At 51.1% G+C, this 25,238-nt stretch carries 26 protein-coding genes; 24 read left to right on the top strand and 2 right to left on the bottom strand.

Going from position 1 to position 25,238, the window contains the following annotated elements; all coding sequences use genetic code 11:
- Positions 1 to 219 precede the first annotated feature (219 nt).
- The 4 genes from I2G61_RS02535 (at position 220) to I2G61_RS02550 (ending at position 4,520) form a co-directional block, all read left to right on the top strand.
- Positions 220 to 1,794: an FtsX-like permease family protein gene (locus tag I2G61_RS02535; protein WP_195547870.1), complete on the top strand. Its 1,575-nt coding sequence runs from the start codon at positions 220 to 222 to the stop codon at positions 1,792 to 1,794.
- Positions 1,795 to 1,808: 14 nt separating this feature from the next.
- Positions 1,809 to 2,486, top strand: coding sequence for an ABC transporter ATP-binding protein (locus I2G61_RS02540; protein ID WP_072685647.1), 678 nt, complete (start codon positions 1,809 to 1,811; stop codon positions 2,484 to 2,486).
- Positions 2,487 to 2,871: 385 nt separating this feature from the next.
- Positions 2,872 to 3,360, top strand: coding sequence for an Lrp/AsnC family transcriptional regulator (locus tag I2G61_RS02545; protein ID WP_072685648.1), 489 nt, complete (start codon positions 2,872 to 2,874; stop codon positions 3,358 to 3,360).
- Complete coding sequence (locus tag I2G61_RS02550) at positions 3,357 to 4,520, top strand: aminotransferase class I/II-fold pyridoxal phosphate-dependent enzyme (RefSeq protein WP_072685649.1); 1,164 nt, start codon at positions 3,357 to 3,359, stop codon at positions 4,518 to 4,520. The genes I2G61_RS02545 and I2G61_RS02550 overlap by 4 nt, the downstream gene beginning before the upstream one ends.
- Before the next feature lie 115 nt (positions 4,521 to 4,635).
- On the opposite strand, the gene I2G61_RS02555 is transcribed toward I2G61_RS02550, so the two are convergent.
- Positions 4,636 to 5,487, bottom strand: coding sequence for a hypothetical protein (locus I2G61_RS02555; protein ID WP_195547871.1), 852 nt, complete (start codon positions 5,485 to 5,487; stop codon positions 4,636 to 4,638).
- Between the two features lie 254 nt (positions 5,488 to 5,741).
- Between I2G61_RS02555 and rpsF the strand changes: the two genes are divergently transcribed.
- The 13 genes from rpsF (at position 5,742) to I2G61_RS02620 (ending at position 17,527) form a co-directional block, all read left to right on the top strand.
- Entirely contained in the window at positions 5,742 to 6,032 is a 291-nt protein-coding gene (rpsF, locus tag I2G61_RS02560) for a 30S ribosomal protein S6 (RefSeq protein ID WP_006057560.1), read from the top strand.
- A gap of 28 nt (positions 6,033 to 6,060) precedes the next feature.
- Entirely contained in the window at positions 6,061 to 6,540 is a 480-nt protein-coding gene (gene ssb, locus I2G61_RS02565; protein ID WP_072685651.1) for a single-stranded DNA-binding protein, read from the top strand.
- Between the two features lie 17 nt (positions 6,541 to 6,557).
- Positions 6,558 to 6,788 (top strand): 30S ribosomal protein S18, encoded by a 231-nt coding sequence (gene rpsR, locus I2G61_RS02570; RefSeq protein ID WP_006057562.1) that lies wholly within the window; start codon positions 6,558 to 6,560, stop codon positions 6,786 to 6,788.
- Positions 6,789 to 6,850: 62 nt separating this feature from the next.
- Positions 6,851 to 7,774 (top strand): DUF2232 domain-containing protein, encoded by a 924-nt coding sequence (locus I2G61_RS02575; protein ID WP_072685652.1) that lies wholly within the window; start codon positions 6,851 to 6,853, stop codon positions 7,772 to 7,774.
- Between the two features lie 5 nt (positions 7,775 to 7,779).
- Entirely contained in the window at positions 7,780 to 9,732 is a 1,953-nt protein-coding gene (locus I2G61_RS02580; RefSeq protein ID WP_072685653.1) for a DHH family phosphoesterase, read from the top strand.
- A 3-nt stretch (positions 9,733 to 9,735) separates the two neighbouring features.
- Positions 9,736 to 10,185: a 50S ribosomal protein L9 gene (rplI, locus tag I2G61_RS02585; protein WP_072685654.1), complete on the top strand. Its 450-nt coding sequence runs from the start codon at positions 9,736 to 9,738 to the stop codon at positions 10,183 to 10,185.
- 6 nt (positions 10,186 to 10,191) lie between these two features.
- Positions 10,192 to 11,523 carry a replicative DNA helicase gene (gene dnaB / locus I2G61_RS02590; RefSeq protein ID WP_072685655.1) on the top strand — a complete coding sequence of 444 codons (1,332 nt, stop codon included), beginning with the start codon at positions 10,192 to 10,194 and terminating at the stop codon, positions 11,521 to 11,523.
- Positions 11,524 to 11,545: 22 nt separating this feature from the next.
- Entirely contained in the window at positions 11,546 to 13,054 is a 1,509-nt protein-coding gene (locus tag I2G61_RS02595) for a M23 family metallopeptidase (RefSeq protein WP_072685656.1), read from the top strand.
- The gene (locus tag I2G61_RS02600) at positions 13,048 to 13,866 is read left to right on the top strand and encodes an MBL fold metallo-hydrolase (protein WP_072685657.1); all 819 of its coding nucleotides are present in this window, start codon (positions 13,048 to 13,050) and stop codon (positions 13,864 to 13,866) included. The genes I2G61_RS02595 and I2G61_RS02600 overlap by 7 nt, the downstream gene beginning before the upstream one ends.
- Positions 13,802 to 14,893: a S1C family serine protease gene (locus tag I2G61_RS02605; RefSeq protein WP_072685658.1), complete on the top strand. Its 1,092-nt coding sequence runs from the start codon at positions 13,802 to 13,804 to the stop codon at positions 14,891 to 14,893. The genes I2G61_RS02600 and I2G61_RS02605 overlap by 65 nt, the downstream gene beginning before the upstream one ends.
- Entirely contained in the window at positions 14,890 to 15,366 is a 477-nt protein-coding gene (gene rlmH / locus I2G61_RS02610; RefSeq protein ID WP_072685659.1) for a 23S rRNA (pseudouridine(1915)-N(3))-methyltransferase RlmH, read from the top strand. The genes I2G61_RS02605 and rlmH overlap by 4 nt, the downstream gene beginning before the upstream one ends.
- A 101-nt stretch (positions 15,367 to 15,467) precedes the next feature.
- Positions 15,468 to 15,734 carry an HPr family phosphocarrier protein gene (locus I2G61_RS02615; RefSeq protein WP_006057571.1) on the top strand — a complete coding sequence of 89 codons (267 nt, stop codon included), beginning with the start codon at positions 15,468 to 15,470 and terminating at the stop codon, positions 15,732 to 15,734.
- Between the two features lie 98 nt (positions 15,735 to 15,832).
- Positions 15,833 to 17,527: a phospho-sugar mutase gene (locus I2G61_RS02620; RefSeq protein ID WP_072685660.1), complete on the top strand. Its 1,695-nt coding sequence runs from the start codon at positions 15,833 to 15,835 to the stop codon at positions 17,525 to 17,527.
- 31 nt (positions 17,528 to 17,558) lie between these two features.
- Here I2G61_RS02620 and I2G61_RS02625 read toward each other — a convergent pair whose 3' ends face one another.
- Positions 17,559 to 18,260 (bottom strand): hypothetical protein, encoded by a 702-nt coding sequence (locus I2G61_RS02625; protein ID WP_072685661.1) that lies wholly within the window; start codon positions 18,258 to 18,260, stop codon positions 17,559 to 17,561.
- Positions 18,261 to 18,559: 299 nt separating this feature from the next.
- Between I2G61_RS02625 and I2G61_RS02630 the strand changes: the two genes are divergently transcribed.
- From I2G61_RS02630 to glgB, 7 genes are all read left to right on the top strand, one after another.
- Entirely contained in the window at positions 18,560 to 18,754 is a 195-nt protein-coding gene (locus I2G61_RS02630) for a hypothetical protein (protein WP_139248663.1), read from the top strand.
- Positions 18,729 to 19,271 carry an ANTAR domain-containing protein gene (locus tag I2G61_RS02635; RefSeq protein ID WP_083538665.1) on the top strand — a complete coding sequence of 181 codons (543 nt, stop codon included), beginning with the start codon at positions 18,729 to 18,731 and terminating at the stop codon, positions 19,269 to 19,271. Before I2G61_RS02630 ends, I2G61_RS02635 begins: the two co-directional genes overlap by 26 nt.
- A gap of 13 nt (positions 19,272 to 19,284) precedes the next feature.
- The gene (locus I2G61_RS02640) at positions 19,285 to 20,901 is read left to right on the top strand and encodes a CTP synthase (RefSeq protein WP_072685664.1); all 1,617 of its coding nucleotides are present in this window, start codon (positions 19,285 to 19,287) and stop codon (positions 20,899 to 20,901) included.
- Between the two features lie 551 nt (positions 20,902 to 21,452).
- Positions 21,453 to 21,662 carry a cold-shock protein gene (locus I2G61_RS02645; RefSeq protein WP_006057580.1) on the top strand — a complete coding sequence of 70 codons (210 nt, stop codon included), beginning with the start codon at positions 21,453 to 21,455 and terminating at the stop codon, positions 21,660 to 21,662.
- A 99-nt stretch (positions 21,663 to 21,761) separates the two neighbouring features.
- On the top strand, positions 21,762 to 22,304 hold the full coding sequence (locus I2G61_RS02650; RefSeq protein ID WP_072685665.1) for a GNAT family N-acetyltransferase: 543 nt from the start codon (positions 21,762 to 21,764) through the stop codon (positions 22,302 to 22,304).
- A gap of 14 nt (positions 22,305 to 22,318) precedes the next feature.
- Complete coding sequence (locus I2G61_RS02655; protein ID WP_072685666.1) at positions 22,319 to 22,822, top strand: hypothetical protein; 504 nt, start codon at positions 22,319 to 22,321, stop codon at positions 22,820 to 22,822.
- Between the two features lie 335 nt (positions 22,823 to 23,157).
- Positions 23,158 to 25,131 (top strand): 1,4-alpha-glucan branching protein GlgB, encoded by a 1,974-nt coding sequence (glgB, locus tag I2G61_RS02660; RefSeq protein ID WP_072685667.1) that lies wholly within the window; start codon positions 23,158 to 23,160, stop codon positions 25,129 to 25,131.
- The last annotated feature ends 107 nt before the right edge of the window (positions 25,132 to 25,238 follow it).

A 25,238-nucleotide genomic window follows, 5' to 3' on the forward strand; every position in this document is an offset into this window, starting at 1 on the left:
TCACCCACTCCAACGTCGTATCGGAGCTGAGCGATCACCGGGTAGTTCTCAACGAAGGACAGCTGAAGGATATTCAATAAACAAGGCCGGGGAAATCCCCGGCTTTGTACTGTAATAAAATTGAAAGGAATTCCATAACCAGGAAGTCAGACTTCTGTGATACCATGAAGCCTGTAAGAGAAGCATGGCAAAATCACCATGCGGGAAAGGAGACACACGATGAATTTTTTTACACGCGCGATCAAGAATATAACGCGGCGCATGTCGAAATCAATCCTGTTGGCGATCACCTTCTTTTTGATCGGTAATTTAGTCATTATCGGATTGGGCATCAACAACGCTTCGGAACAGGCAAAGATCGAAACCCGGCGGAAGATGCGGGCCGTCGTTTCGTATGAAACGGATTACAACGCTTTCCGTGAGTATACCGAGGGGTTAGATGAAGAAGCGCAGAAGGAAGCCTATAAAAATGCTCCATCAGTAAAAATTGAAGATATTAAAAACCTGATGAGCGATGAACGGGTCAAAACCGTCAATGTCGTCAATTCGATGATGCTTTATTCCAACGGCTTTGAAACAGTGCCGCTGAACAATGAACGGGAAAACAGCGGCGGCGGAGGCTCGGTCACGTATGAGGACGGAACGACGGTGGAATATGTGGAACCGGATCTGAAATTACAGATGAACTATTTTCCGAATATGATCGAGCTGGAAGATAAGATGTATGAAATTGTGGAGGGGCGGTTCTACAATCAGGAAGAAGTGGACGAAGGCAAAATGGTCTGCCTGATCACCGATAAACTGGCCAGCCATAACAATCTGCGTGTCGGCGATGTGATTACAATCGATCTGATCAGTAAAAATGATATGCAATATTTTGAACAGACCGGCGTCACCGATGAGGATATCCACATGAATCTGGAAATCATCGGGATCTATCACAATAACGAGGAACTGGATGAGAATTCCAATGAATACAAATGGATGAGCCGCTATGATTCGCCGGACAATACGATCCTTGCCCCTACGTTAGCCTATGGCAACGCCTATTACAATCTGGGCATTAAACAGTATGAATATTCCAAAGCGCAAAATCCGGAATACTATGTCGATACGGAAACGCCAACCCCGGAAAGCTATACGTATGTCAATAAAGCGGTCTTCCTGTTAAACGATCCGCTGAATGTCGATCAGTTCGTGGCGGATCATCAGTCTGATTTGAAAGAGTTCATGAAGATTGACGCGAATAACGATACGTTTAAGAAACTGGCGCGGCCGCTGGATACGCTGTCGCTGTTCTCCAACATCATCGTTTGGATCGTCGCAATCAATGCCGTCGTCATCATCACGCTCGTTACAGCCTTAACGCTGAAAACCCGCGAGTATGAGATCGGCGTACTGTTGTCAATGGGCGTATCCAAGATGAAGATTGTGGCGCAGTTCTTTGTTGAATTGATCATCGTCGCACTGATCGGCTTCACCCTGTCAGTCGTCAGCGGTTCGTTAGTCGCCAAACAGGTTGGCAAGATGGTGATGGATTATCAGGTTGATACAGAAAGCCAATATGGAACGCTGGACGATCAGAACAACGGCACAATCTATTGGGGGGAGACGAACTACTTTACGGAAATCAGTCAGGATGACCTGTTATCGGAATATGAAGTGCAGATCAATCCGATGATCATTGGAGAAATCTATATTCTGGGCATCGGCGTCGTCTTCATCTCAATCCTGATTCCGTCGTTTATGATCATGCGGTTCAATCCGAAGAAGATCTTGATGAATCAGAATTAAGGAGGGCAGAGAATATGACAACGATATTAAAGTTAGAAAATCTGAACTATGGCTATGAAGACGGCGGTTACAAACGTCAGATTCTGAAAGATCTGTCCTATGAGTTTGAACAGGGGCAGTTCTACACGATCCTCGGTCCGTCCGGCAGCGGCAAAACGACGCTGTTGTCGATCATCGCAGGACTGGACAAGCAGGAAAGCGGGAAGATCTTTTACGAAGGCGACGATCTGGACAAGATCGGACTGTACAAGTACCGCCGCAATAAGATCGGCATCGTGTTCCAGCAATACAACCTGATCAGCTATCTGACCGGGCTGGAGAACATCGAGCTGGCGATGACGGAAACGGACAATGCCATTCCGAAGAATCAGAAGGAAGTAGCGTATGCGCTGCTGGAGAAATTCGGCATTGTGAAATCAAAAGCAGACCGTCTGGTGACGAAGCTGTCCGGCGGCGAGCAGCAGCGGGTGGCGATTGCACGGGCGATCGCGTCCAATGTCGATTTAATCTTTGCGGACGAACCGACAGGCAACCTGGACACGGCGACGGAACAGGAGATCATCAAGATCTTCCGGATGTTGACAGAGGAATTCGGGAAGACGGTTATCGTCGTCACCCACTCCAACGTCGTATCCGAACTGAGCGATCACCGGGTAGTTCTCAACGAAGGACAGCTGAAGGATAGGGAATAAAGATCAGTCAGCGCCGTTTCACCGGTATGGCGATATAAGATAAAAAAGAAGGGATCAGGGAAACCTGATCCTGTTTTGTTGAAAATTTTCAATAAAATCCGAGAAAATTGTCATGATTTTCAGAAACAGACGGCGAAACTTGCCCCGCAAGCCTGTTTTTTATGATATCCTATAATCATTCAGCGTGCCGGCGGCCGGTTTGAGCCGGAACTATCCGGCAATCAGAAACAGCTGGAAGCCAAAGCGCATGATTGACATGAAGCAGAAGCGTGGAAAGTGGGGGAAGTTCGGAAATGAGAATGTGGAAAATGACAAGACTCGTTTCCTGGATGGCCTGACGGCGGGTAATATCAGGTCATAGGAAAAAAGAAAGCGAGGAATACTCATGCAGGAGATTCAATTATTAAAAGCGATCGAACAGGATGCCCGGATATCCGTTACCGATCTTGCCGATATTTTAAACTCAACTCCACAACAGGTAGACGGCGAAATGAAGAAGCTGGCCGAGGAAAAGGTCATCTGCGGATATCACACCGTCATCAACTGGGATAAGACGAATCAGGATCACGTTATGGCGCTGATTGAGGTCAACGCTTCGCCGGAGCGCGACTGCGGCTATGATAAAGTCGCGGAGAAAATTTACCGTTACCCTGAGGTCAGCAACATGTATCTGATTTCCGGCCGGTCCGAATTCATCGTGATCGTCAAGGGCCGGACGATGCGCGAAGTTGCCGATTTTGTCGGTCAGAAGCTGGCTCCGATTGAGGGGGTCAAGGGCACGGCCACTTACTTTGTTTTAAAACAGTATAAAGTCGAAGGTGTGATCATTGATCAGCAGGAAGATGATCAGGAACGACTGCTGGTGACCCCATGAACCCCAAGTCATTGTTAAACGACGTCATCGGGACGATCCCGCCGTCAGGCATCCGCAAGTTTTTTGATCTGGCCAGTTCGATGGAAGGCGTTATTTCACTGGGCGTCGGCGAACCGGATTTTGATACTCCGTGGCATATCCGCGAGGAAGCGATCTATGCGATTGAAAAGGGGCGGACATTTTATTCCGCCAATGCCGGACTGCCGGAATTGCGCAAGGAGATCTGCCGTTATCTGAAACGGAGATTCCAGCTGGAGTATGCGTGGAACAGCGATATTCTGGTTACGGTCGGCGGCAGCGAAGCGATTGATATCGCCTTCCGCTCGTTATTGAATCCGGGAGATGAAGTGATCGTGCTGTCTCCGGGTTATGTCGCCTATGAACCATGCGTGCGTCTGGCGGGCGGTGTTCCAGTGATCGTGGAATTAAAAGAAGAAGATAAATTCAAACTGAAAAAGGAACAGCTTAAACAGGCGCTGTCCCCGAAGACCAAAGCGATTTTAATGAATTTCCCGGGAAATCCTACCGGCGGCATCATGACAAAGGAAGACTTCAGCGAGATTGTGCCGTTGATTCAGGAATCCGGGATCGCGGTGGTTACGGATGAAATTTACGCTGAGTTGACCTACAGCGGCAAGCATTGCTCAATTGCTTCCTTTAATGAGATCAAGGATCAGGTGATTTTGATCAGCGGTTTCTCCAAAGCCTATTCGATGACCGGCTGGCGGTTAGGCTATATCGCCGCTCATCGGGATTTGATCGCCGCAATGAATAAGGTTCATCAGTACGCGATCATGTGTGCACCGACAATCAGCCAGTATGCCGGCATTGAAGCGATGGCCAAGGGCGATGGGGATGTTGAAATGATGAAGGATTCGTTTGAACGCCGCCGCAATTTTATCGTCAACGGCTTAAACCGGATGGGATTGCAATGCCCAATGCCGCAGGGGGCATTCTATGTGTTCCCTTCGATCAAGCATACCGGGATGACCTCGGAAGAATTCTGCGAGAAGCTGCTGGAAAAAGAAAAGGTTGCGGTCGTACCGGGCAACGCCTTCGGCGCCAGCGGCGAAGGCTTCGTGCGGATCTCTTACGCTTACAGCATTGATGAAATCAAAGGTGCGCTAAAACGCATCGCCCATTTCCTTGAAACATGTTAAATTATAGAATTACAAAGCTCTGAATTCCTCGGTGAAGTTCAGAGCTTTGTTTTTCCTGCAGGCTTGTTCAGAACGTTGGGGGAAATAAGCAGCGAAGGCTGCGGCAGATGAAAGGTCAGGACTGCCACCAGGATGTTGGCGGCTGCTTTGTCATCAGACCTTCAATGATCCAGTCGGAAATTGAGTCTCCGTCATGATGCGTCTGACGGCGGCACCACAGCCAGCCTGTCGAGGTTCCTTTTTTCAACTGGGACATACCGGGATCCTCAACCGTGAATTGCAGCTGGAAGCAAGCCTGCTCCCGCTGAATTTGCCGCGCCGTGATTTCACAGTCGGCAATTTTGACCGTACTCCAGAACAGGAGTCCGTTGGGATCCGCAGGCACGTTATAAAGCGCGGCGAGCCGGGTGTAATCCTGAGAAAGAACCGCTTCCTGATACGCTTTGGCAAGCTGATCAGCACTTTCAACCGGACCGCGCCGGGTTTGATCGTTCGCCATCCAGCGCATCTGATCGACAAGCCAGGTCTGATCTTCGTTGACCAACGTTAAAACAAGCGCATAAGCCGCAGGCGTGTCCCCATAAGAAGCCTTGATCTGAGCCAAAACCGTGTTGTCGCTGATCGTCAGGATTTCGCAGCTTTCCAGCTTGCCTAACCGGGTCAGGCCATAATCCGTTCCGCTGACGGCTTGATTGGCAATGATAAACCGTTCGCGGCAGGCTTCGGTCAAATGGGAAGCTAAACCTTCACCTGCACGCTGAAAGCGCAGTTTGACCACATCGTTGACCAAAGCGGCGATGACTTCCGGGTTTTGTTCTGCGAATTCCGGATTTTTCTGATTTTCAGCATGCTGCTTCTGATAAACGGCAGAGACAGTGGTCAGACCGATTTCCGCAGGCTGATGCTGGCAGCCGATCAATAAAAGCAGGATCGAAAAGGCGATCCATCCCTTTCGGTATGATTTCATAACGACGCTCCTTTTTTCTAACTTTATTATATAGGAAACGTCAGGGAAAAGGCAGTTGAATACCGTAAAATCGAGGATTGCAAAGGAAAATCAGGCCGGAATGACAGGCTTATTTCAAAAATAAAATAACAAAAAAACATGTTTACTTTCGCTGGGGAGTTTGCTATACTAGATAAACGGGTAGATATAAAAAATATTTACTCCTTGCTTATCCGCCAAGCGATAAGCCAATAGACCATAAGGAGGTGTGCTACATGAAAAAGTATGAAGTCATGTACATCGTAAACGCATCCCTGGATGATGCAGCTCGTCAGCAGGTTATCGACGGACTGCACGCCATCATCACCGACAACGGAGGAAAAATCCTGAAGGTAGATGACTGGGGAGTCAAAGAGTTTGCGTATCGTATCGAAGACATGACCAAAGGTTACTACATGGTTGTAACTTTTGAAGCTGACAATGCAACGGTTAAAGAATTTGATCGTCTGTCCCGCATCAATGCGAACATTGTCCGTTACATGATCATCAAACAGGACGAAAAATAAGCGATAAAGTACTGAAGGAGGAACTGTCATGATTAATCGTGTCATTTTAGTCGGGCGTTTAACCCGCGATCCAATGCTGAGAAAGACCCAGAGCGGACTTTCTGTCGCAACCTTCACCGTCGCCTGCGACCGTCGGTTCTCCGGCGGCAACGGGCAGGACCGGCAGACTGATTTCATCAGCTGCGTGGCCTGGCGGCAATCTGCGGATTTCCTCGGCCAGTATGCGCACAAAGGGGCGCTGGTCGGCGTTGACGGACGGATCCAGACACGGAACTATGACAATGCTTCCGGTCAGAAAGTGTACGTCACAGAAGTGGTCTGTGACAGCGTACAGCTGCTGGAATCGAAATCAGCATCCGAGAATCGTTCCGCTTCGATGGGCTATCAGCCGCAGAACGCCGGCTATGCCCAGGCCAACCCGTTTGGGGACGCTGCGGCGAACGATGGATTCGATGATTTCAGCGCTGGTCCGACACTGGATATTTCCAGCGATGACTTACCATTTTAATTGAAAGGAGATCGACTATGGCATTCAAAAAACAGCGTATGGGACGCAAAAAGGTTTGCTATTTCACAAAGAACAATATCACTTCGATCGACTATAAAGATGTTGAACTGCTGAAGCGGTTTGTTTCTGCCAACGGCAAGATCATTCCACGGCGGGTTACCGGCACGCGTGCGAAGTATCAGCGCATGCTGGCGACTGCGATTAAACGCGCACGCCAGATGGCTTTGCTGCCTTACGTTAACGACTAAGTTATGAAAAAGCCTCCATCAGTGATCTGGTGGAGGTTTTTGCCATTCACAGGAGGGACAACATGAATAATAGTGTAAGAAAAATAACCGACGGCGCAATGATGGTCGCCCTGATCGGTCTGTTTCTGTTTATAAACCGGCAGCTGGCCGGGCTTTTGGATTTGTATGCCGCGTGGCTGGTGCCGCTGCCGATGGTGATGTACGCGGTGAAATACGGATGGAAAAGCGCGCTGGTTCCGTTTGTTTCCGTTATTTTTCTTTCATTTATTATCGCCGGTCCGCAAACCTGGTTTTACGTCATTACAGCCTGCGTTTGCGGCGTAGTGTATGGTCAGGGAGTGAAAAGCGGATGGAATAATCTGCGCCTGATGCTGACGACGATGATCTTTACCATTCTTTCAAATTTAATCACAACGGTTTTATTTGCGTCCTTTTTCGGTTATGATATAGCTATGGAAATTTCCGAAATGGGCAAAATGATGACGCAGATGTCGGAAAATTTCAATGTGCAGCTGCCGGCGAGTCTGGATATCACGGGATTTCTTAAAATGATCTTCGTTTTGTCAGCGGTGCTGACTGGCGTGATGGAAGGCATCATCGTCCATCTGCTTTCGAATTTCATGCTCAAGCGGATGAAGATTAAAGTCGCGCCGCCCAAGCCGTTAAGCGAGATCATGATCCCGAAGGCGCTGGCCTACGTCTGCTTTCTTCTGTTTATCGCCAGTAATTTTACCAGCCAGCTGGCAACGCTGCCGTCCTGGGCGACGGAGCTGATCCTGATCGGCGGGGTGTTGGGTGCGCTGGTACTGGTCTTTTTCGGGTATATCTGCTGCCTGGTTTACGGGGCGGTCCGCTACCATAAAAACGTCGCGCTGTTCGTCATTCTTATCACGTTCTTGATGCTGCCGATCATGCTGCCGCTGCTGGCGATCGTCGGCTTCCTGTATGTCACTACCGATATGCGGGAGAAAATTCTAAGGAGGTAACGTTTGTGTCTGAAAAAATTGGAAAGATCAAAACGCTGCTGCTGATCCTGATTGTTGTCGAAGTGCTGGGCTTAGTCTGCCTGTATTTCCTGTTCGATCTGGATATCAAGCTCGCCGCTTTATACTTCATCATCAATACCCTGACGGTGTATTTCCTCGTGCAGTATTTTCAAGAGGACAGCCAGAACCGGATGTTCGGCGTTTCCCGAATTCTGGGCAGCGAAGCCAAGGATGCTTTCCAGTTTGGTCAGATTGGAATTCTGACGTATGATGAAAACTACACGATCACCTGGATGAGCGAATTGTTCGCTGATCGCGGCATCAACCGCATCTCCAAAAAGCTGACGATGTGGCTGCCGGAGGTCAACGATCTGATTCAGGGGGATGTGGAAAAAGTCCAGGTTCAGATCGACGACCGGACCTATGAAATTGCGCGCAAGGAAGACGCCCGGATTTTGTTTTTCCAGGATGTCACCGAGCAGCAGCAGCTGGAGAAAGCGTATCAGGAAGAACAGGTCGTCGTCGGTCTGATTCATCTCGATAACTATGAAGAATCCACGCAGTATGAAGAAGAACAAGAGATCGCGATGATCAACAACAATATCCGCCAGCCGGTCGTCGAATGGGCGAAGAATCACGGCATGCTTCTGCGGCGGTTAAAGTCCGACCGGTTCCTCGTCGTTTTAAACGAGCGGATTTTCAAGCAGATCGTGGACGAGCGTTTCAGCATTCTGGCGCAGACTCGCAAAGCATCCCAGCAGCTCGACGTGGCGATCACCCTGTCGATGGGCTTTGCCCGCGGAAGCAGCGACGTGGCGCAGCTGGATGAAATGGTCAATCAACTGCTGGAACTGGCGCAGAGCCGGGGCGGCGACCAGGTGGCGATCCGCCGTCAGGGCGAGGACGTCAAATATTTCGGCGGCAGCAGCGAAGCGCAGGAAAAGCGCAGCCGCGTGCGCGTGCGGATCATGGCGCATACGCTCCGCGATCTGATCAAGAAAAGCACGAACGTTATTTTATTAGGTCATAAGGAAGCTGATTTTGACTGTCTCGGTTCGCTGATGTGCTTAAGCCGGATCGTTCAGGCATATGACAAGCCATGCTGCATCATTTCCAAATCCGGCGGGATGGAGGAAAAGCTCAGCGGCGCGATGAATCTGTATAAGAAGGAACTGGAACCGCGTCATAAATTTGTCACGGAAAACGAAGCGCTGAACCAGCTGCGGGACGGAACGCTGGTCATCATGGCCGATCACCATCACCCAAGCCAGTCCAACGGCGCGCAGGTATTGGAAAAAGCCAAGAAGATCGCGATTTTCGATCATCACCGCCGCCGTACCGATCTGGATATCAACCCGATTCTTGTCTACATCGAACCGAGCGCATCCAGCGCTTGCGAATTGATCTCGGAATTTGTGCCGTATCAGACGGGAAAAGTCGACTTTATCAGCGAGGAAGCGACGATCATGCTGACAGGGATGATGATCGACACCAACCGCTTTAAAGTCCGCACCGGCACCCGCACGTTTGAAGCCGCGGCGATGATTCGCCGCTGGGGTGCGGATCCGCAGGAAGCCGATAATTTATTAAAGGATGAATATTCTGAATTTGAAACGAAAACAAAGGTTTTAAAATTCTGTGAAAAAAGAGATAATGGTATTGTCATTTCCGCAGTGACGGACAATGAGATTCTTTCCCGCGCGATGCTGTCGCAGGTTGCCGATACGATTTTGATGATTAAAGGCGTGGAAGCCGCTTTTGTCATCGCCAGGATCAGCGATTCCCAGACGGCGATCAGTGCGCGCAGCCGCGGCCATGTCAACGTGCAGGTGATTATGGAACGGATGCACGGCGGAGGGCATTTGAGCGCCGCCGCGCTGCAGCGGGAAAATACGAGCGTGGAAGATTTACGAACCGAGTTGATCGCCACGCTGGACGAAGTAATGAAGGAGGAATAAACGATGAAAGTCATTTTATTAAGCGATGTCAGCAAGGTAGGCAAGAAAGGCGCGATCGTGGAGGTTGCCGACGGATATGCCCGCAACTTTCTGATCCGCAACCGTCTGGCTGTTCAGGCTACGGCCAAGAGTCTGGAAATTCTGGACGAACAGAAGGTTCAGGCGAAGCTGAACGAAAAGGAAATGGAAGCTCAGGCCCGCGAAACGGCGGCGAAGCTGGAAAAGATCATGCTTCAGTTCTCGGTTAAGAGCGGCAAGGAAGGCCGCGTCTTCGGTTCCGTATCGACGAAGCAGATTGCCCAGGAATTAGAGCGCAAACACGGCATTCATATCGACAAACGCAAGATTCTCGATACCGCGCCGATCCAGAGCCTCGGCGTCACCAATGTCCGGATTGAACTGTATAAGGACGTGATCGGGACGATCCGCGTCCAGGTTACAGGAAAAGAGTAATCGCGTATGCGGCAGATGCCCAGCAGTATTGACGCCGAACAGTCGTTGTTGGGTTCGCTCTTCATCTATCCCAACAGCGTCCGCATCGCGTCTGAAGAAGGACTGCGCAGTGAAGAATTCTTTTTAGAAGCACATCGCAAAATCTACGCCGCCGTGGAAACACTCAACGGCGAAGGCAAACCGGTCGACGCCGTATCGGTAGCCAGTCTTCTGACCGATCAGGGACTGTTGGCTTCAGTCGGCGGTCTGGAATACATCATGCAGCTGGCGGACAGTTCCGTAACCTCCGCCAGTACGAAATACTATATCGAGCTGATCCAGTCCAAAGCGTTATTGCGCAATTTAATTGAAACCGCGCAGAATATCGCCGAGGAAGGGATGCAGAATGCCGGCGACATGGAAACGATGATGGACATGGCGGAAAAGCAGATCCTCGACGTGACGCGCCGGCGCAAGACGACCGATTTTAAATCCAGCAACGAAGTCGTAAACGAGGTCATTGAAAATATCCATAAAATGAGCGCGCAGAAATCCGGCGTGACCGGCGTGGCGACGGGGTACCGCGATCTGGACAACACGACCAACGGGTTCCAGCGCGGCGACCTGATCATCCTGGCGGCCCGACCTTCGATGGGCAAGACTGCCTTCGCGTTAAACGTCGCAATGCAGATCGCGCAGCTCAACCATCAGGCCGCGGCGATCTTTTCTCTGGAAATGCCTGCCGAGCAGCTGATCTCCCGTATGCTTTCCGCCAAAAGCCGGGTTCCGGGCGGCCAGCTGCGCACCGGCTTTCTCAACAACAACGAATGGAACCAGCTTAACGAAGCCGCTGCCGATTTGAAGGCGACGAAGATCTTCATTGACGATTCTCCGAACGTGCGGGTTTCCGAGATTCATTCCAAATGCCGCAAGCTTCAGGCGGAGCACGGTCTGGCCGTCATCCTGATCGACTACATTCAGCTGATCACCGGCAGCGGCCGCAATCCCGATAACCGCCAGCAGGAAGTTTCGGAGATTTCCCGCGGTCTCAAAGGGCTGGCGCGTGAGCTGCAGGTGCCGGTCATCGCTTTGTCGCAGCTGTCCCGATCTGTTGAAAAACGTGAGGACAAGCGGCCGATGCTGTCCGACCTGCGTGAATCCGGAGCCCTGGAACAGGATGCCGACATCGTTATGTTCTTATACCGCGATGAATACTATCAGCGGGAAAAGAGCGAGGAAGGCACGGAAAAAACAGAAATTAACATCGCCAAGCATCGTAACGGTCCGACCCGTCAGATCGAGCTGGCGTTTGAACGCAACATCAACGCCTTTTACAACTATGAGAATCAGAATGGGTAACGACCCCGAAAGGGAGGATTGAATGAAAAAATGGATACCGATTGCCGCCGCGCTGGTTTTAAGCGCGCTGATCGCCGGGCTGTGGCCATCCCTCTCCCGGGCGAATCAGGTTGTCGCGGCACAGGGAAAGGTGGAAGAAAGTTTGCTTCCCCAGCAGGTTGTAAGTCTTTCCGCTCAGCCGCAGACGGTAAAAAAAATCTATAACGCCGGAAAACTGGTCGGCGTCGTCAACGATTACGCGAAAGTCGAAGCACTGTTGGATGAAGTCTACCACAGCGTTTATGAGGATGATTTTCCCAATACCCGTCTGGAGCTGGGGGAAGATCTGATCGTGACCGACGAGCTGAGCTACACCCGGTACGAGAATATCGACGCGGCGATTTGCGCGTACTTGAAGGAAAACGATCTGTTTTCCGTCGAAACCAACCGGATTGACTTTTCGGATGAAAACGACGTGTACGCGACGATCTACGTTAAGAATCTCCAGGATTTTTATGACGCCCGGGATCAATACCTGTTGAATTTCGTGTCCAAAGAGACGCTGGATACAGTGCGGATGGGACAATCCACACCGGAGCTGAAGACCTACGGCACCCGCGAGGTCAGCATCGACGTGCTTGAGAAAATGACCGTTACCAATGGCCGGGCTTCATCTTCCAATATTCTGAAAGACAAGCAGGAAATCCTGCACTATTTAAGCTATGGGGCCGACCCGAATCTGGAAATGAAATACTACACGGTTGTCGAAGGCGATATGATCGACGGCGTCGGCACGAAGAACGGGCTGTCCGCCCAGCAGGTCGTGTCGATCAACAGCGATCAGCTGGACAATGTCGATCAGCTGATCCAGCCGGGCATGGTGCTCAACGTCACCAATTTCCAATCTCCGATTACGATCAAGGTTACCAAGGAGCGCGTCGCCAAAGAAGAAGTTTATCCGGAGGATCCGATTTACAAGGAAGATCCGAATATGAAGGAAGGCTCCTCCGTCATTGACGTGCATGCTCAAAATGGTTCACGCAACGCGTTCTATGAGGAAGTCTGGATTAATGGCGAGAATACCGGCGGTACGCTGGTGTCCTCGATTATCACCCGCCAGCCGGTCCGCGAAGAAACGCGCGTCGGCACGAAGGTCATCCCGGGCTATGGCACCGGTACATTCCGCTGGCCGGTTGACAATCCGTCGATTACCTGCCGCTGGGGCTGTTACAGAGGGCATCAGGCGATCGACATCAAGAACTCCTATAACCGCTATGGTAATCTGTATGCGGCTGACCGCGGCACGATCGTAGAAGCCAGCTACAGCCCGATTAACGGCTACTATCAGATCATTGACCACAATAACGGCTATAAGACCTATTACGGCCACATGAATCAACCTGCCTTCTTCAAAGTCGGACAGAACGTCGAAAAAGGCGAGATTATCGGCCAGATCGGCATGACCGGCCGGGCGACCGGGCCGCACGTTCATTTCTTCATCATGAAAAACGGCGTGCGTCAGAATCCGTGCAACGGGTGGCTGCCATGTTAGGCTCGATGGAATTTTACCTGTTGGCGAGCGGTTCCAAGGGTAACTGTTTTGTGTTAAAAACCGCCGCCACGCAGATCGTGATCGACTGCGGCACGACCAGGACTTATTTAACACGCAGTTTTCACATGATCGGTGTAGACTATCTGAACACAGAAGCACTGTTGGTCACCCATGGTCACCGCGACCATACAAGCCAGCTCAAGATGTTTTCCGGTGTTGAAGCCTATGCGGCTTTCAGTCTGGAAAACCGTGCGGATCAGCACTGGATCAAGCCCTATACGCCATTTCAGGTGGGCGATCTCAGAGTGACGCCGCTGCCGCTGTCCCACGATGCTGAAAATACCGTTGGCTTCGTTTTGGAAACGGCGCAGGAAAAGCTGGTGTACATTACCGATACCGGATATGTCCGGGAGGAATGCGTGCCGTTGATCGCCGATGCGGACTATTACGTGATGGAAAGCAATCACGATGTGGGAATGCTGATGCAGACCCGCCGTCCCTATCCGATCAAAATGCGCATTCTTTCCGACAGTGGACATCTGTGCAACGAGGACTGTGCCCATCTGCTGACGCGCTTAGTCACGCCGCGGACTCGTTCGATCTTCTTGGCGCATCTCAGCGAAGAAGCGAACCAGCCGCAGCTGGCCCGGCAGGTCAGCGCCGACGCTTTGAAACAATGCGCCTGCCGAAAGGATCTGGTGCTGAAAGCCGCGGGACAGTATGAAATACTCATGGGAGGATGCCGATATGAAGAAAGGCTTGATTCTGCTTACCGCCCTGCTGGCGTGCTGGAACTTGGTTCTGACCGTTGAGCTGTGGCAGGTAAAAAAAGAGAAGTCACAGGAACCGCCGACGCAGGATCCGCAGCAGTCGACGCGCCCGGTTTCGGTCGTTACCTCGGATATCACCAAGATCGTGGAGCGCAGCGAAGCGAAGGTGACCGGCGTGTCGGTTCTGGATGAGACTGGCGAAGATCTGATCGCCAGCGGCAGCGGCACGATTTACAGTACGACCAGCGAGGCCGTGTATATCATAACCAATCAGCATGTCATCACTTCCGGCGGCCCGATCCACGTATCGTTTGCCAATGGCGAACAGCTGCCGGCGGAGTTAGTCGGAGCCGATCCCTATACCGATCTGGCCTTGCTGAAGGTGATTCCCGATTTCCGGGCCGAAGCCTTCGATCAGGGCGATTCGTCGCTGTGCAAAAAAGGCGAGTGGGTCATGGCGATCGGACATTCGATGGGGGCGGAAGCCGACGGCAGCGTGACGGTCGGCGTGATTTCCTCCAAAGACCGCACGATTTCAATGGATGTGGATAAAGACGGAACGGACGATTGGGACATGCTTGTGCTGCAGACCGACGCGGCCATCAATGCCGGCAACAGCGGCGGCCCGTTGATCAATATGAACGGCGAGCTGATCGGCATTACGACGATGAAGCTGCAGGGGAATTCTACCGAGGGCATCAGCTTCGCGATTCCGATCAACGAAGTCACGACGATTGTGGAACAGCTGAAGGCCAGCGGCAAGGTCAACCGGCCGTTTGTCGGCATCAGCGGCAAGGACGTCAGCGCTCTGACCAGCTATCAGAAAAGCTATATGGGCATCAGTCTGGATCAGACCGAAGGTCTTTTGGTCACCAAGATTGCTGAGGAATGCCCGGCTGAAAAAGCCGGCGTGCATGTCAACGACATCCTGATCCGTTTCGACGGATCGCCGGTGGACAGCTATAAAACCTTCCGCAAGCTGCTGTATGGCAAAACGATCGGCGATCCGGCTGAGCTGGTCGTTCTGCGCAACAATCAGGAAGTCAAGCTGAGCGTGACGATTGAATGATCCGGGTGATCGCCGTCGGGCGCATTAAGGAAAAACCGATGCAGCAGTGCATCCAGGAATACCTGAAACGGCTGCAGCCGTATTGTAAGACGGAGATTGTTGAAGTCGACGACATCGCCGCGCCGCAATCCAATTCCCCAGCGCAGAACGAGCAGGTGAAGCAGAGGGAAGGCGAACGGATTCTGGCGAAGCTGAAAAAAGAAGAAACCGTGGTTCTGCTCGATTTAAAAGGCAAGTCCTATACTTCCGAGCAGCTGGCAGAGCAGATCCAGCAGATTTTCAGCTACCAGGGCAGTCAGATCGCTTTCGTCATCGGCGGCTCGCTGGGCGTCAGTCCGGAAGTGATCGCCCGGGCCGATCTGCGCTGGAAGCTTTCGGATCTGACATTTCCCCATCAGCTGTGCCGTTTGTTGGTTCTTGAACAAATTTATCGAAGTTTCAGGATTTTAAATCACGAACCTTATCACAAATGAAAGCGGTGACTGAAAGCCCTATCGTTTCTTCACTTTCTTCTTGTAACACGTTCAAAAATGAGTTAAAATGAATTCAGGTAGAGCAGGAGGTAAAAAACAAAATGAAACAGATTTCTGTATTGGTTATTGATCCAGTTGGCTTACATGCACGTCCGGCAACGGTTGCAGTCAACGCTGCCAGCAAGTTTAAGAGCGAAGTGAAGGTTGCTTATAAAGGACGTTCTGTCAACATGAAATCCATCATGGGTGTTATGTCCCTGGGCATTCCGACACAGTCCGAAGTGACGGTAACCTGTGAAGGCGAAGACGAAGAAGTCGCAATCACAACAATCGAAGAAGTTCTGCGTGCACAGAAAGTAATTGCATAAGTTGGATTGAATAAGAAGATGCGCGGCATCTTCTTTTTTTTCCAAGGGCTATGTAAGCGCAAACATTGTCGAAATTGATCATCAAGGGAGGAAAAACTATGATCGAAGAATTGTATCAGCGGTGGCTGAATCATCCGCACATCGACCCGCAGCTGAAAAAAGAGCTGGCGGGCATGAGTGAGAAAGAAAAGCAGGATGCGTTCTATACGAATATTGAATTTGGTACGGCGGGCATGCGCGGTCTGTTAGGCGCGGGCACCAACCGCATCAACATCCACACGATCCGCAAGGCGAACGAGGGCTTTGCCCGCTACATCGTCGGCTGCGGCGAGGAAGCGATGCGCCGGGGCGTGGCGATTGGTTACGATAACCGCCACATGTCCAGCGAGTTCGCACGGGAATCCGCGGCGGTCTTAGCGAGCCATGGGATTACCAGCTATGTTTTTGAAACACTGCGGCCAACGCCGGAGCTGTCCTTCGCTGTTCGGAATCTGAACTGTTTTGGCGGCATCATGATCACCGCTTCGCACAATCCGCGGGAATACAACGGTTATAAGCTGTATGATGAAACCGGCTGTCAGTTAGTGCCGGATTTAGCCCAGCAGGTCATCGATCAGGTCAACGCCGTCGAGGATGAACTGGCGATCGATCCGCAGCTCACATCCGCGCAGCAGGAGCTGATCCACATGATCGGCAAAGACGTCGATGAAGCTTATTATGAAAACGTGCTTTCGATTCAGTTAAATCCGGACGTCAATCGCGATCTGGTGGAAATCGTCTTCTCACCGGAACATGGCACCGCCAACATTCCGGTCCGCGAAGTCTTTACCCGCGCCGGTTATCATTTCACGCCGGTTGAGGAACAGTGCACGCCGGATCCGGATTTCTCCTGCACCAAGACTCCGAACCCGGAAGAAAAGGGGGCTTACGAGCTGGCGTTAAAGCTGGCTGAAGAAAAGAAGGCCGATATCATTCTGGTCTGCGACCCGGATGCCGACCGGATGGGCGTCGGCGTGCTGCATGAGGGCGAGTATGTGCTGCTCAGCGGCAACCAGAGTGGTTCCGTTTTGATCGAATACATCCTTTCTCAGCTGCAGGCGAAAGGCAAGATGCCGCAGAATCCGGTGATGTTCAATACGATCGTTACCAGCGATCTGGGTGAAAAAATTGCTTCCAAATACGGTGTGGAAACGGAAAAGACGCTGACCGGCTTCAAATTCATCGGCGAAAAAGTCGCCAAGTATGAAAAGACGCAGGCCAAGAACTATGTGTTCGGGTATGAGGAAAGCTACGGTTCTCTGATCAAACCGTTTGTCCGCGATAAAGACGCGCCGCAGGCTTGTCTGATGCTGGCGGAAGCAGCTTGCTTCTATAAGGCTCAGGGCAAGACGCTGGTCGACGTGCTGAACGGTCTGTACGCCGAACTGGGCTATTACAAGGAGAGCCAGACCTCGCTGACGTTGAAGGGTCAGAAGGGTGCGCTGCGGATCAAAGAGATTCTGGACACGCTGCGCAAGGACAAGCCGGCGCAGATCGGCGGTACTGCGGTTGCCGCGATTGAAGACTATCAGGAAGCAACCCGCGAGGAAAACGGCGTGATCGCTGCTCTGGAGGGCTTCTCCAGAAGCAACGTGCTGAAATACTATCTGGCCGACGGTTCCTGGATAGCGATCCGTCCAAGCGGCACTGAACCGAAATGCAAGTTCTATTACTGCATCAAGGGAACCAGCGCGCAGGATGCCGAAGCCAAGACGGAAGTCATGCAGAAAGCGATTGCCGATTTAGTCGCATAAGTGAAGAATAAAAGAAATCAGATCCCGATAGTCAGGATCTGATTTTCTTTTTCAGCAGTTCTTTGACTTGTTTTCGCTGTTCGTTTTTGTCTTCAACCCGAGTGAGGACTCCGATCAAAGAGGTGAATTCATCCATACCGAGCATATCGACGGCATGTTCATCTCGTTCGCTCAGGTCCATCCGCTGACTCAGGACAACCTTGATCAACGCTCGCTGACCCGCTTCCCAACCCTTGTGGAAACTTTCTTCGCTTGCCCTTTCCAAGCGGCGCTGCTCGTCGACTTTATCAAACTGCGCGCGCATGCAGGCGATTGCCATCCGGGTGTTACTCAAATAATCGGCCCGGCTTTCTTTCTTTTCCTGATCGGATTTCTCAGGCTGCGGATTCAAGCGCCGCCGACTGACGAGCGCTTCGATTTGTTTTCGCAGATCTTTGCCATCTTCAAGGCTGTCCAAAATTTGCACTAAGGCGGCAATGTCGTCTTCTTCAAGCAGAAAGATCAGACGTATCTCACTTTCCGTTAACGCCATCCGCTGTTGGACAAGGTCTGTGAATAAAGCCCGCCGGCCTTCGATCAACCCTTCCGCTTTGCCCGCTTTCCAACCGTTATCCCATGCTTCTTCTTTATTGCCGCCAAGCACTAACCACTCGTCAATGTCATTAAAATAATCCCGGATCCGGCAAAGCAGCGAGTCCGTATCCTGCAAAAAGTCCAATTCCTCTTCAGTCATCTGCCAATCGCTCCTTTTATTATTAATTCATTTGAGTTTATTATAACTCAAAAAGGTTTTTGAAGCAAGCGCCTGAAAATGATTTCCTACCTGAAGCGTTGATTCTTACAGTTACAGGTGATGATGAAAACAGATTATCTGAATCCTCCCATCTGCTTTCCCGGGATTGGAGTATAAATTCCGAAAAAAATTCTTGAACTGAAAAAAGCCTTCCTGTATAATACTTCCGTTGAACGAAGGGGTTCATGAAAAGTCAGCTTTTCATGTCCCCTTTTCTTGTTGAAATTGAGGTGAAGCCGATGCTGAAAAATAAGCAAATTTCCTTCCATCCAGTTCAGGAACACGAGGTCCGGTTTAACCGGCTGATCTTTGGCGGATTGCCTGAAGAAATGTCGGGACCGGCGATGAGACGGGGATATATCCGCTGTCCGCTGTCCACACTAACAGAGGAAAGACAGGCGAAACTCAATGTTAACTGTATTGTTGGTGAATAATGCGCTGAGCGCACAGACGCGCTTAACGAGTTTAATCCGCCGCTTCGGCGGACAAATCATGGGGCAGGTCAGCACTTTGACGGCAATGTTTCCGCTTTTGAAGCAGCAGCCGATTTCGCTGGTCCTGATCGATTTGCCAACCCAGGAAGCGGCGTCGCTGTCCCGTTTGCTTCAGCAGGCGGCAAGTTATCCGGACACCTTGTTTTTATTTTGGATTGCAGCGGGAATGCAGCCTGTTTCCCCAATAGATAACGTGTTGTTCTGCCAACGGCCGGTGCGGCTGGATCCCGTGCTGAATCAAATTGTGAGTGAAGCTCCGGGTCTGCTTCAGCGAAGTTCGGCATTGAAGGCGCTGGCAGCGCAAAGCGGACAGATCCGGCGGGCGAAGCAGGTGCTGATGGAAACGGGCATGAACGAAGACGAAGCCCATCACGCGTTGGAAAAGATGGCGATGAATTTACGGATCAGCCGTGGTGAAGCGGCCCGGCAGATCTTAACTGAGAACGAACAAAAGTGAGGAGATCAAAGCAATGAAATATATTTTTGTAACCGGCGGCGTCGTATCGGGTTTAGGAAAAGGTATTACCGCCGCCTCGTTAGGACGTCTGTTAAAATCCCGGGGATTAAAAGTTGCATCCCAGAAACTGGATCCCTATATCAATGTCGATCCGGGCACGATGAGTCCTTACCAGCATGGCGAAGTGTTCGTCACTGAAGACGGGGCGGAAACCGATCTGGATCTGGGGCATTACGAACGATTTATCGACGAAGACCTGAACCGGTTTTCCAACCTGACGACCGGCAAGGTCTATTGGAACGTTTTAAATAAGGAACGCCGGGGTGAATATCTGGGGGAAACCGTGCAGGTGATTCCGCACATCACCAATGAGATCAAAAAATTTATTTATTCTGTCGGCGAATCCTCCAACGCGGACGTCGTCATCACGGAGATCGGCGGCACAATCGGCGATATCGAAAGCCAGCCGTTTATCGAGGCGATCCGTCAGATTTCATTAGAGGTGAAAAAGGAAAACTGTCTGTTCATTCATGTGACCTTGATTCCCTACATTGAAGGCAGCGGCGAACTGAAATCCAAGCCGACCCAGCATTCCGTCCGCGAGCTGCGCGCCAACGGCATCACGCCTGACATCATCGTCTGCCGCTGCGACCAGCCGCTGCCCTCCGTGCTGAAAGAAAAGATCAGTCTGTTCTGCAATGTCCAGCCGGACTGCGTGATTGAAAACCGCACTGTTCCGGTGCTCTACGAAGCGCCGCTCATGCTTCAAAAGCAGCATTTATCCGATAAGGTGTGCGAGCTGCTTCATCTGGATTGTCCGGATTGCGATCTGCGCGAATGGAATCAAATGCTCGATCGGATCCGTCAGAGCCGCAATCAGGTGACGATCGGTTTAGTCGGGAAATACGTGAAGCTGCGCGATGCTTATCTGTCAGTGGCCGAAGCGCTGCGCCACGGCGGTTATGCCAACGGAGCCCAGGTGGAAATTCGCTGGATTGAAGCGGAAACCGTCACGGAGGAAAGTGCGGAAGCGATCCTGGGGGACTGCGATGGAATTCTGGTTCCCGGCGGCTTTGGCGACCGCGGCGTCGAAGGCAAGATCATGGCGGCGCATTACGCCCGGAAGCATCAGATTCCTTACCTGGGGATCTGTCTGGGCATGCAGACGGCGGCGATAGAATTTGCCCGGTATGCGCTGGGCTATGCCGGCGCGCACTCCCAGGAATTTGATCCGGCCAGTCCGCATAAAATCATCGCTTTCATGGCTGATCAATCGGATGAACTTGAGAAGGGCGGCACAATGCGTTTAGGCGCCTATCCCTGCCTTATTCAGCCGCACTCGCGCTTAGCTTCACTCTATGGCTGCGCCCAGATCCAGGAACGTCACCGCCACCGTTATGAGTTCAACAACGCGTACCGCGAGGAATTTGAAGCACACGGAATGCGGATCAGCGGAACCTCGCCGGACGGCCATCTCGTTGAAGCAATCGAACTGGCAGATCATCCGTATTTCGTTGCGGTGCAGTATCATCCGGAATTCAAGAGCCGTCCCAACAAGGCACATCCGTTATTCTCCGGTCTGATCGCAGCGGCGCTGAAACGTCGCAACCCAAAGAACGGACAGGACTGAAACCCAAAGCGGGTTTTCGCTCAGCATTTATCCAGGAGGAATAGAAAAGAAAAATCCAATCCTGCTTAATCGAAACGGCCCAGCTGATCCGCGGAATATTTGATGGAATGAAGTTGCAATTCCTTTTGAGCAAAGCTCAAATGACAGGCAGGACAGATATTTCAATGTCCTCAGAGCACAATGTCCATGCGGGAAAAGGAGAAGTCTGGAAGCGATGCTCAGCCGTCCTCATACCGCAATAAAACAAAAACAGAATACCTTGAAAACCCTCGAGACCATCCTGAATTCAGAATGACCTCAGAGCCAGCCGGCAGTTTTAAACTGATCCGGTTTTCTTTTTGTCCCCTTTCCGATGGATAGTAACAACTTTAGTGTAAACGAGTTCTGGAAGTAGTTGACAACTTTTTTGTTTGAGCATATAATATTAACAGATTTAGACCGTTGGATGATATGATAACGCGCTGTGAGATCATGCTTCAAGAGGTGATTTCGAGCGCGTTTTAGCTTATTGACCCATTAAGTTCTAAATTCAATAAGGAGGGTATTTCATAATGAATACTGGAAAAGTAAAATGGTTTAACGCTGAGAAGGGCTACGGATTTATCTCTGACGACAACGGACAGGGTGATATCTTCGTTCATTTCTCTGGCATCAACGGCAGCGGCTACAAGTCCCTGGAAGAAGGACAGAAGGTTTCTTACGACGTTGAAAACGACGAAAGAAGCGGCAAGACACGCGCAGTCAACGTTACCGTTCTTTAATCAAAACCATCTGCTTTGAGGCCTGCGGGCCTCTTTTATTTTATCCGGATTCATGGAAAGAAGACGGAAATCCGAAGTAAGTATATTGAAGGAGGGTCTATGATCAAATCCTTAAGTGAAGCTGAAATGACCGAGGTGTATCGCCAAAGGATGAAGCGGGATTTCCCGCCGAACGAATTAAAGCCGTTAACTCGGATTTTAGCGCAGAAGCGGAAACATATCGCGCTGTGCCTCGGTTATTTCAAACAAGATCAGCTGATCGGTTATGCCGTGCTGCAACAGGACGAGCGGCAGCGCTGTCTGCTGCTGGACTATTTCGCGATATTTGACCACAACCGCGGACAGGGCGTGGGAACCTGCTTTCTCAACGAGTTGAAAACGATGTTTGCCGATCGGGAAATGATCGTTATTGAAGCGGAAGCCGCAGTCACGGAACAAGCGCGGAAACGGATTGCGTTTTACCAGCGCGCCGGGGCGCGAATAAGTGGAATTCAGCTGCATCTCTACCATGTTGATTACGCTGTGCTGACGCTGGATCTGGCGGCCGTGCTGGATGATACACAGGTGCGCCGACGGATTACAGATCTCTATCGGCGGATTTATCCGGCATTTTTCCGCAAACTCTACCTGCGCATGGAATAAAGGAGAAATGGACAATGGAGAAAAAAATGGAAGAAAAACTTCAGGTTCTGATTCAGCTGGCGACGTTATTGAACGAGAATCAGATCCTGTGGGCCGTCGGCGGATCGCTGCTGCTGTACTTCAATGGTTTGGTTTGCGACTTTCACGATCTTGATCTGATGATCGACGAACATGCGTGCGAACAGGTTGCGCGGTTGTTCAGCCCGCTTGGAATCCGGCATCCTCAGCTGCCGTCGCCGCAGTTTCATACGCAGTGCTTCATGGAATTTACGATCAGCGGCGTGGAGATTGATGTGATCGGTAATCTGGGAATCGAACATGAAGGCCAGATCGTTTCATTTCCGCTGCAAAGCGAGGAAATTGAGGGACAAATCATCCTGGGCGGCCAGCGGATACCGCTGCACTCTTTGCGGCAATGGGAACGTTGTTATGCGCTCATGGGCCGGACGGAAAAAGCGGCGATGCTGCGCCGGGCGCGGGAAGCGGAAGAATTGGGGAAGGCCATAAAAAAATCCTGACAGACAAAAAAAGAAACTGCGAAGTGGGCGATCAGCCTGTTTTCAATGAGAAGGTAATCATTTACCGGAATTTTCCATAAGCGGTAAACACCGCGAAGTCAAAGAAAAGCGGGGCTTTGAAATAAGAAAGGGCTTTCAAAAGACGACAAGAAAAGATTGAACTGTCCGGCTCAATGTTGTAATATGATAGTAGGTAAAACACAGGCGAAAGCCGCTCTCTTTTTAATTGAGATCTGGAGGAACGAAGATCATGATGCTGAAAAAACGCTGGAAGGAATAGACATGTTCAGCGGTTTTCGGCATAAAAGAAAAGAGAGAGAAACAGGAGGAAATCCATGAATCAGACAACACTCATTGAAAGCTTTCATCAAGGGCACTGCATTGACGCTTACGAGCTTTTCGGTGCTCATTTCACGTATGAACGAGTTAACGGCGTGCGGTTTACGGTCTATGCGCCGCATGCGCGCAGCATCCAGGTCGTCGGTGATTTTAACGACTGGAACGGCGAGAACGCAAACATGGAGCGGCTGCCGGAAGATCAGGGGATCTGGAGCCTGTTCATCCCGGATTTAAAAGAAGGGCAGTTGTATAAATACCGGATCGAGGATTCAGCCGGCAACGTTTTCGACAAGTCCGATCCGTATGCTTTCTACAGCGAGATGCGTCCGAACAGCGCTTCGGTCATCGTCAATCTGAAAGGCTTCCAATGGAAAGATCAGATCTGGTTGGGCGAACGTTCCAAGAATTTCTCGGAACCATTAAACATCTATGAGGTCCACGCCGGCAGCTGGAAAAAGAACGGTCCGTACTGGTTAAGCTACCGCGAACTGACGAAGGAGCTGATTCCCTACGTCAAGGAGCATGGTTTTACGCACATCGAGCTGATGCCGCTGAATGAACATCCGTTTGACGGCAGCTGGGGCTATCAGGCCAGCGGTTATTTCAGCTGTACTTCCCGCTATGGGCAATGTAAGGATTTAATGGAATTCATCAACGAATGCCACCGCCAGCACATCGGCGTCATCCTCGACATGGTTCCGGTGCATTTTGTCAAGGACAGTCATGGACTGCGTTACTTCGACGGCGAAGCGCTGTATGAATATCCGAATGTCAACGATGCGCACAGCGAATGGGGAACGATGAATTTCGACCTGTGGAAAGAGGAAGTCCGCAGTTTCTTGATGTCGTCCGCGTCGTTCTGGTGCGATCTGTATCACATCGACGGCATCCGCATCGACGCCGTCAGCAACATCATTTACTGGGGCGGAAACAAGAACCGCGGCACCAACGAAGGCGCGCTTGCGTTTATCCGCCGGCAGAACTATTATTTGTCGAAGAAATATCCGGAGGTCATGTTGATCGCGGAGGATTCCTCGGATTATCCGAAGGTTACCAAATCGACGCTCGAGCTGGGGCTGGGTTTTGATTATAAGTGGGATCTGGGCTGGATGAACGATACCCTCAAATATTACGGCCGCGATCCGATCTACCGTAAATACCATCACAACGAGCTGACCTTCTCAATGGCCTACTTCTATTCCGAACGGTTTATCCTGCCGTTAAGCCACGACGAGGTCGTCCATGGCAAGCATACGATCGTCGACAAGATGTGGGGCAGCTACGATCAGAAATTCGCGCAGGCCAAAAACCTCTATCTCTATCAGTTCACTCATCCGGGCAAGAAGCTGAACTTCATGGGCAATGAGATCGGCATGTTCCGCGAATGGGACGAAGCCCGCGAGATGGATTGGTTTCTGCTGGGGTATTCCCGCCATGCGGCGTTTGCGCGGTATTTCCAGGATATCAGCCGGATCTATTCCCATCACCGGGCGCTGAGCCGCTATGATTATGATTACCAGTATTTCCGCTGGATCGACGCGGATAACGGCGATCAGAGCGTATACAGCTATTATCGGGAAGATGAACAGAATATCATGGTCGTCGTCCTCAACATGACGCCGGCTTCCTATGAGCATTTCCGAATCGGCGTACCGCAGGCCGGCACTTACAGCGAGCTGATCAATACCGAAAAGGATATCTACGAAGGCTGCAATATGTGCAACTTCAAGCCGGTGGCGACGGAAACCGTACCGGCGCATCACTTTGAACAATCGCTGGATATCCGCGTCGCGCCGTTTGCGGGCATCCTGTTAATCTGTAAGAAAAGCGCGAAGAAAAAAGCCGCGAAGAAAGCGGAGAGGAGCGAAGCGGCAAAGCCGGAAACGGAGATGGAAAAATCGACGCCGGCGGACGCTGGTAAAACGGCGCCGAAAAAGAAGAAAACAACCGTCCGAAAGAAAGCCGAATAGGGAACGACGCATCGCCCCTGCAGCACACACGTATTGGGGAATTCGCTGCAGGGGCGATTTTGTTGAAAAATGGTCATTTATTTTTGCTTCCCTTTGCCGGAAAGAGG

This window comes from Holdemania sp. 1001095H_141210_F2 (assembly GCF_015558105.1).
Taxonomy (GTDB): domain Bacteria; phylum Bacillota_I; class Bacilli_A; order Erysipelotrichales; family Erysipelotrichaceae; genus Holdemania.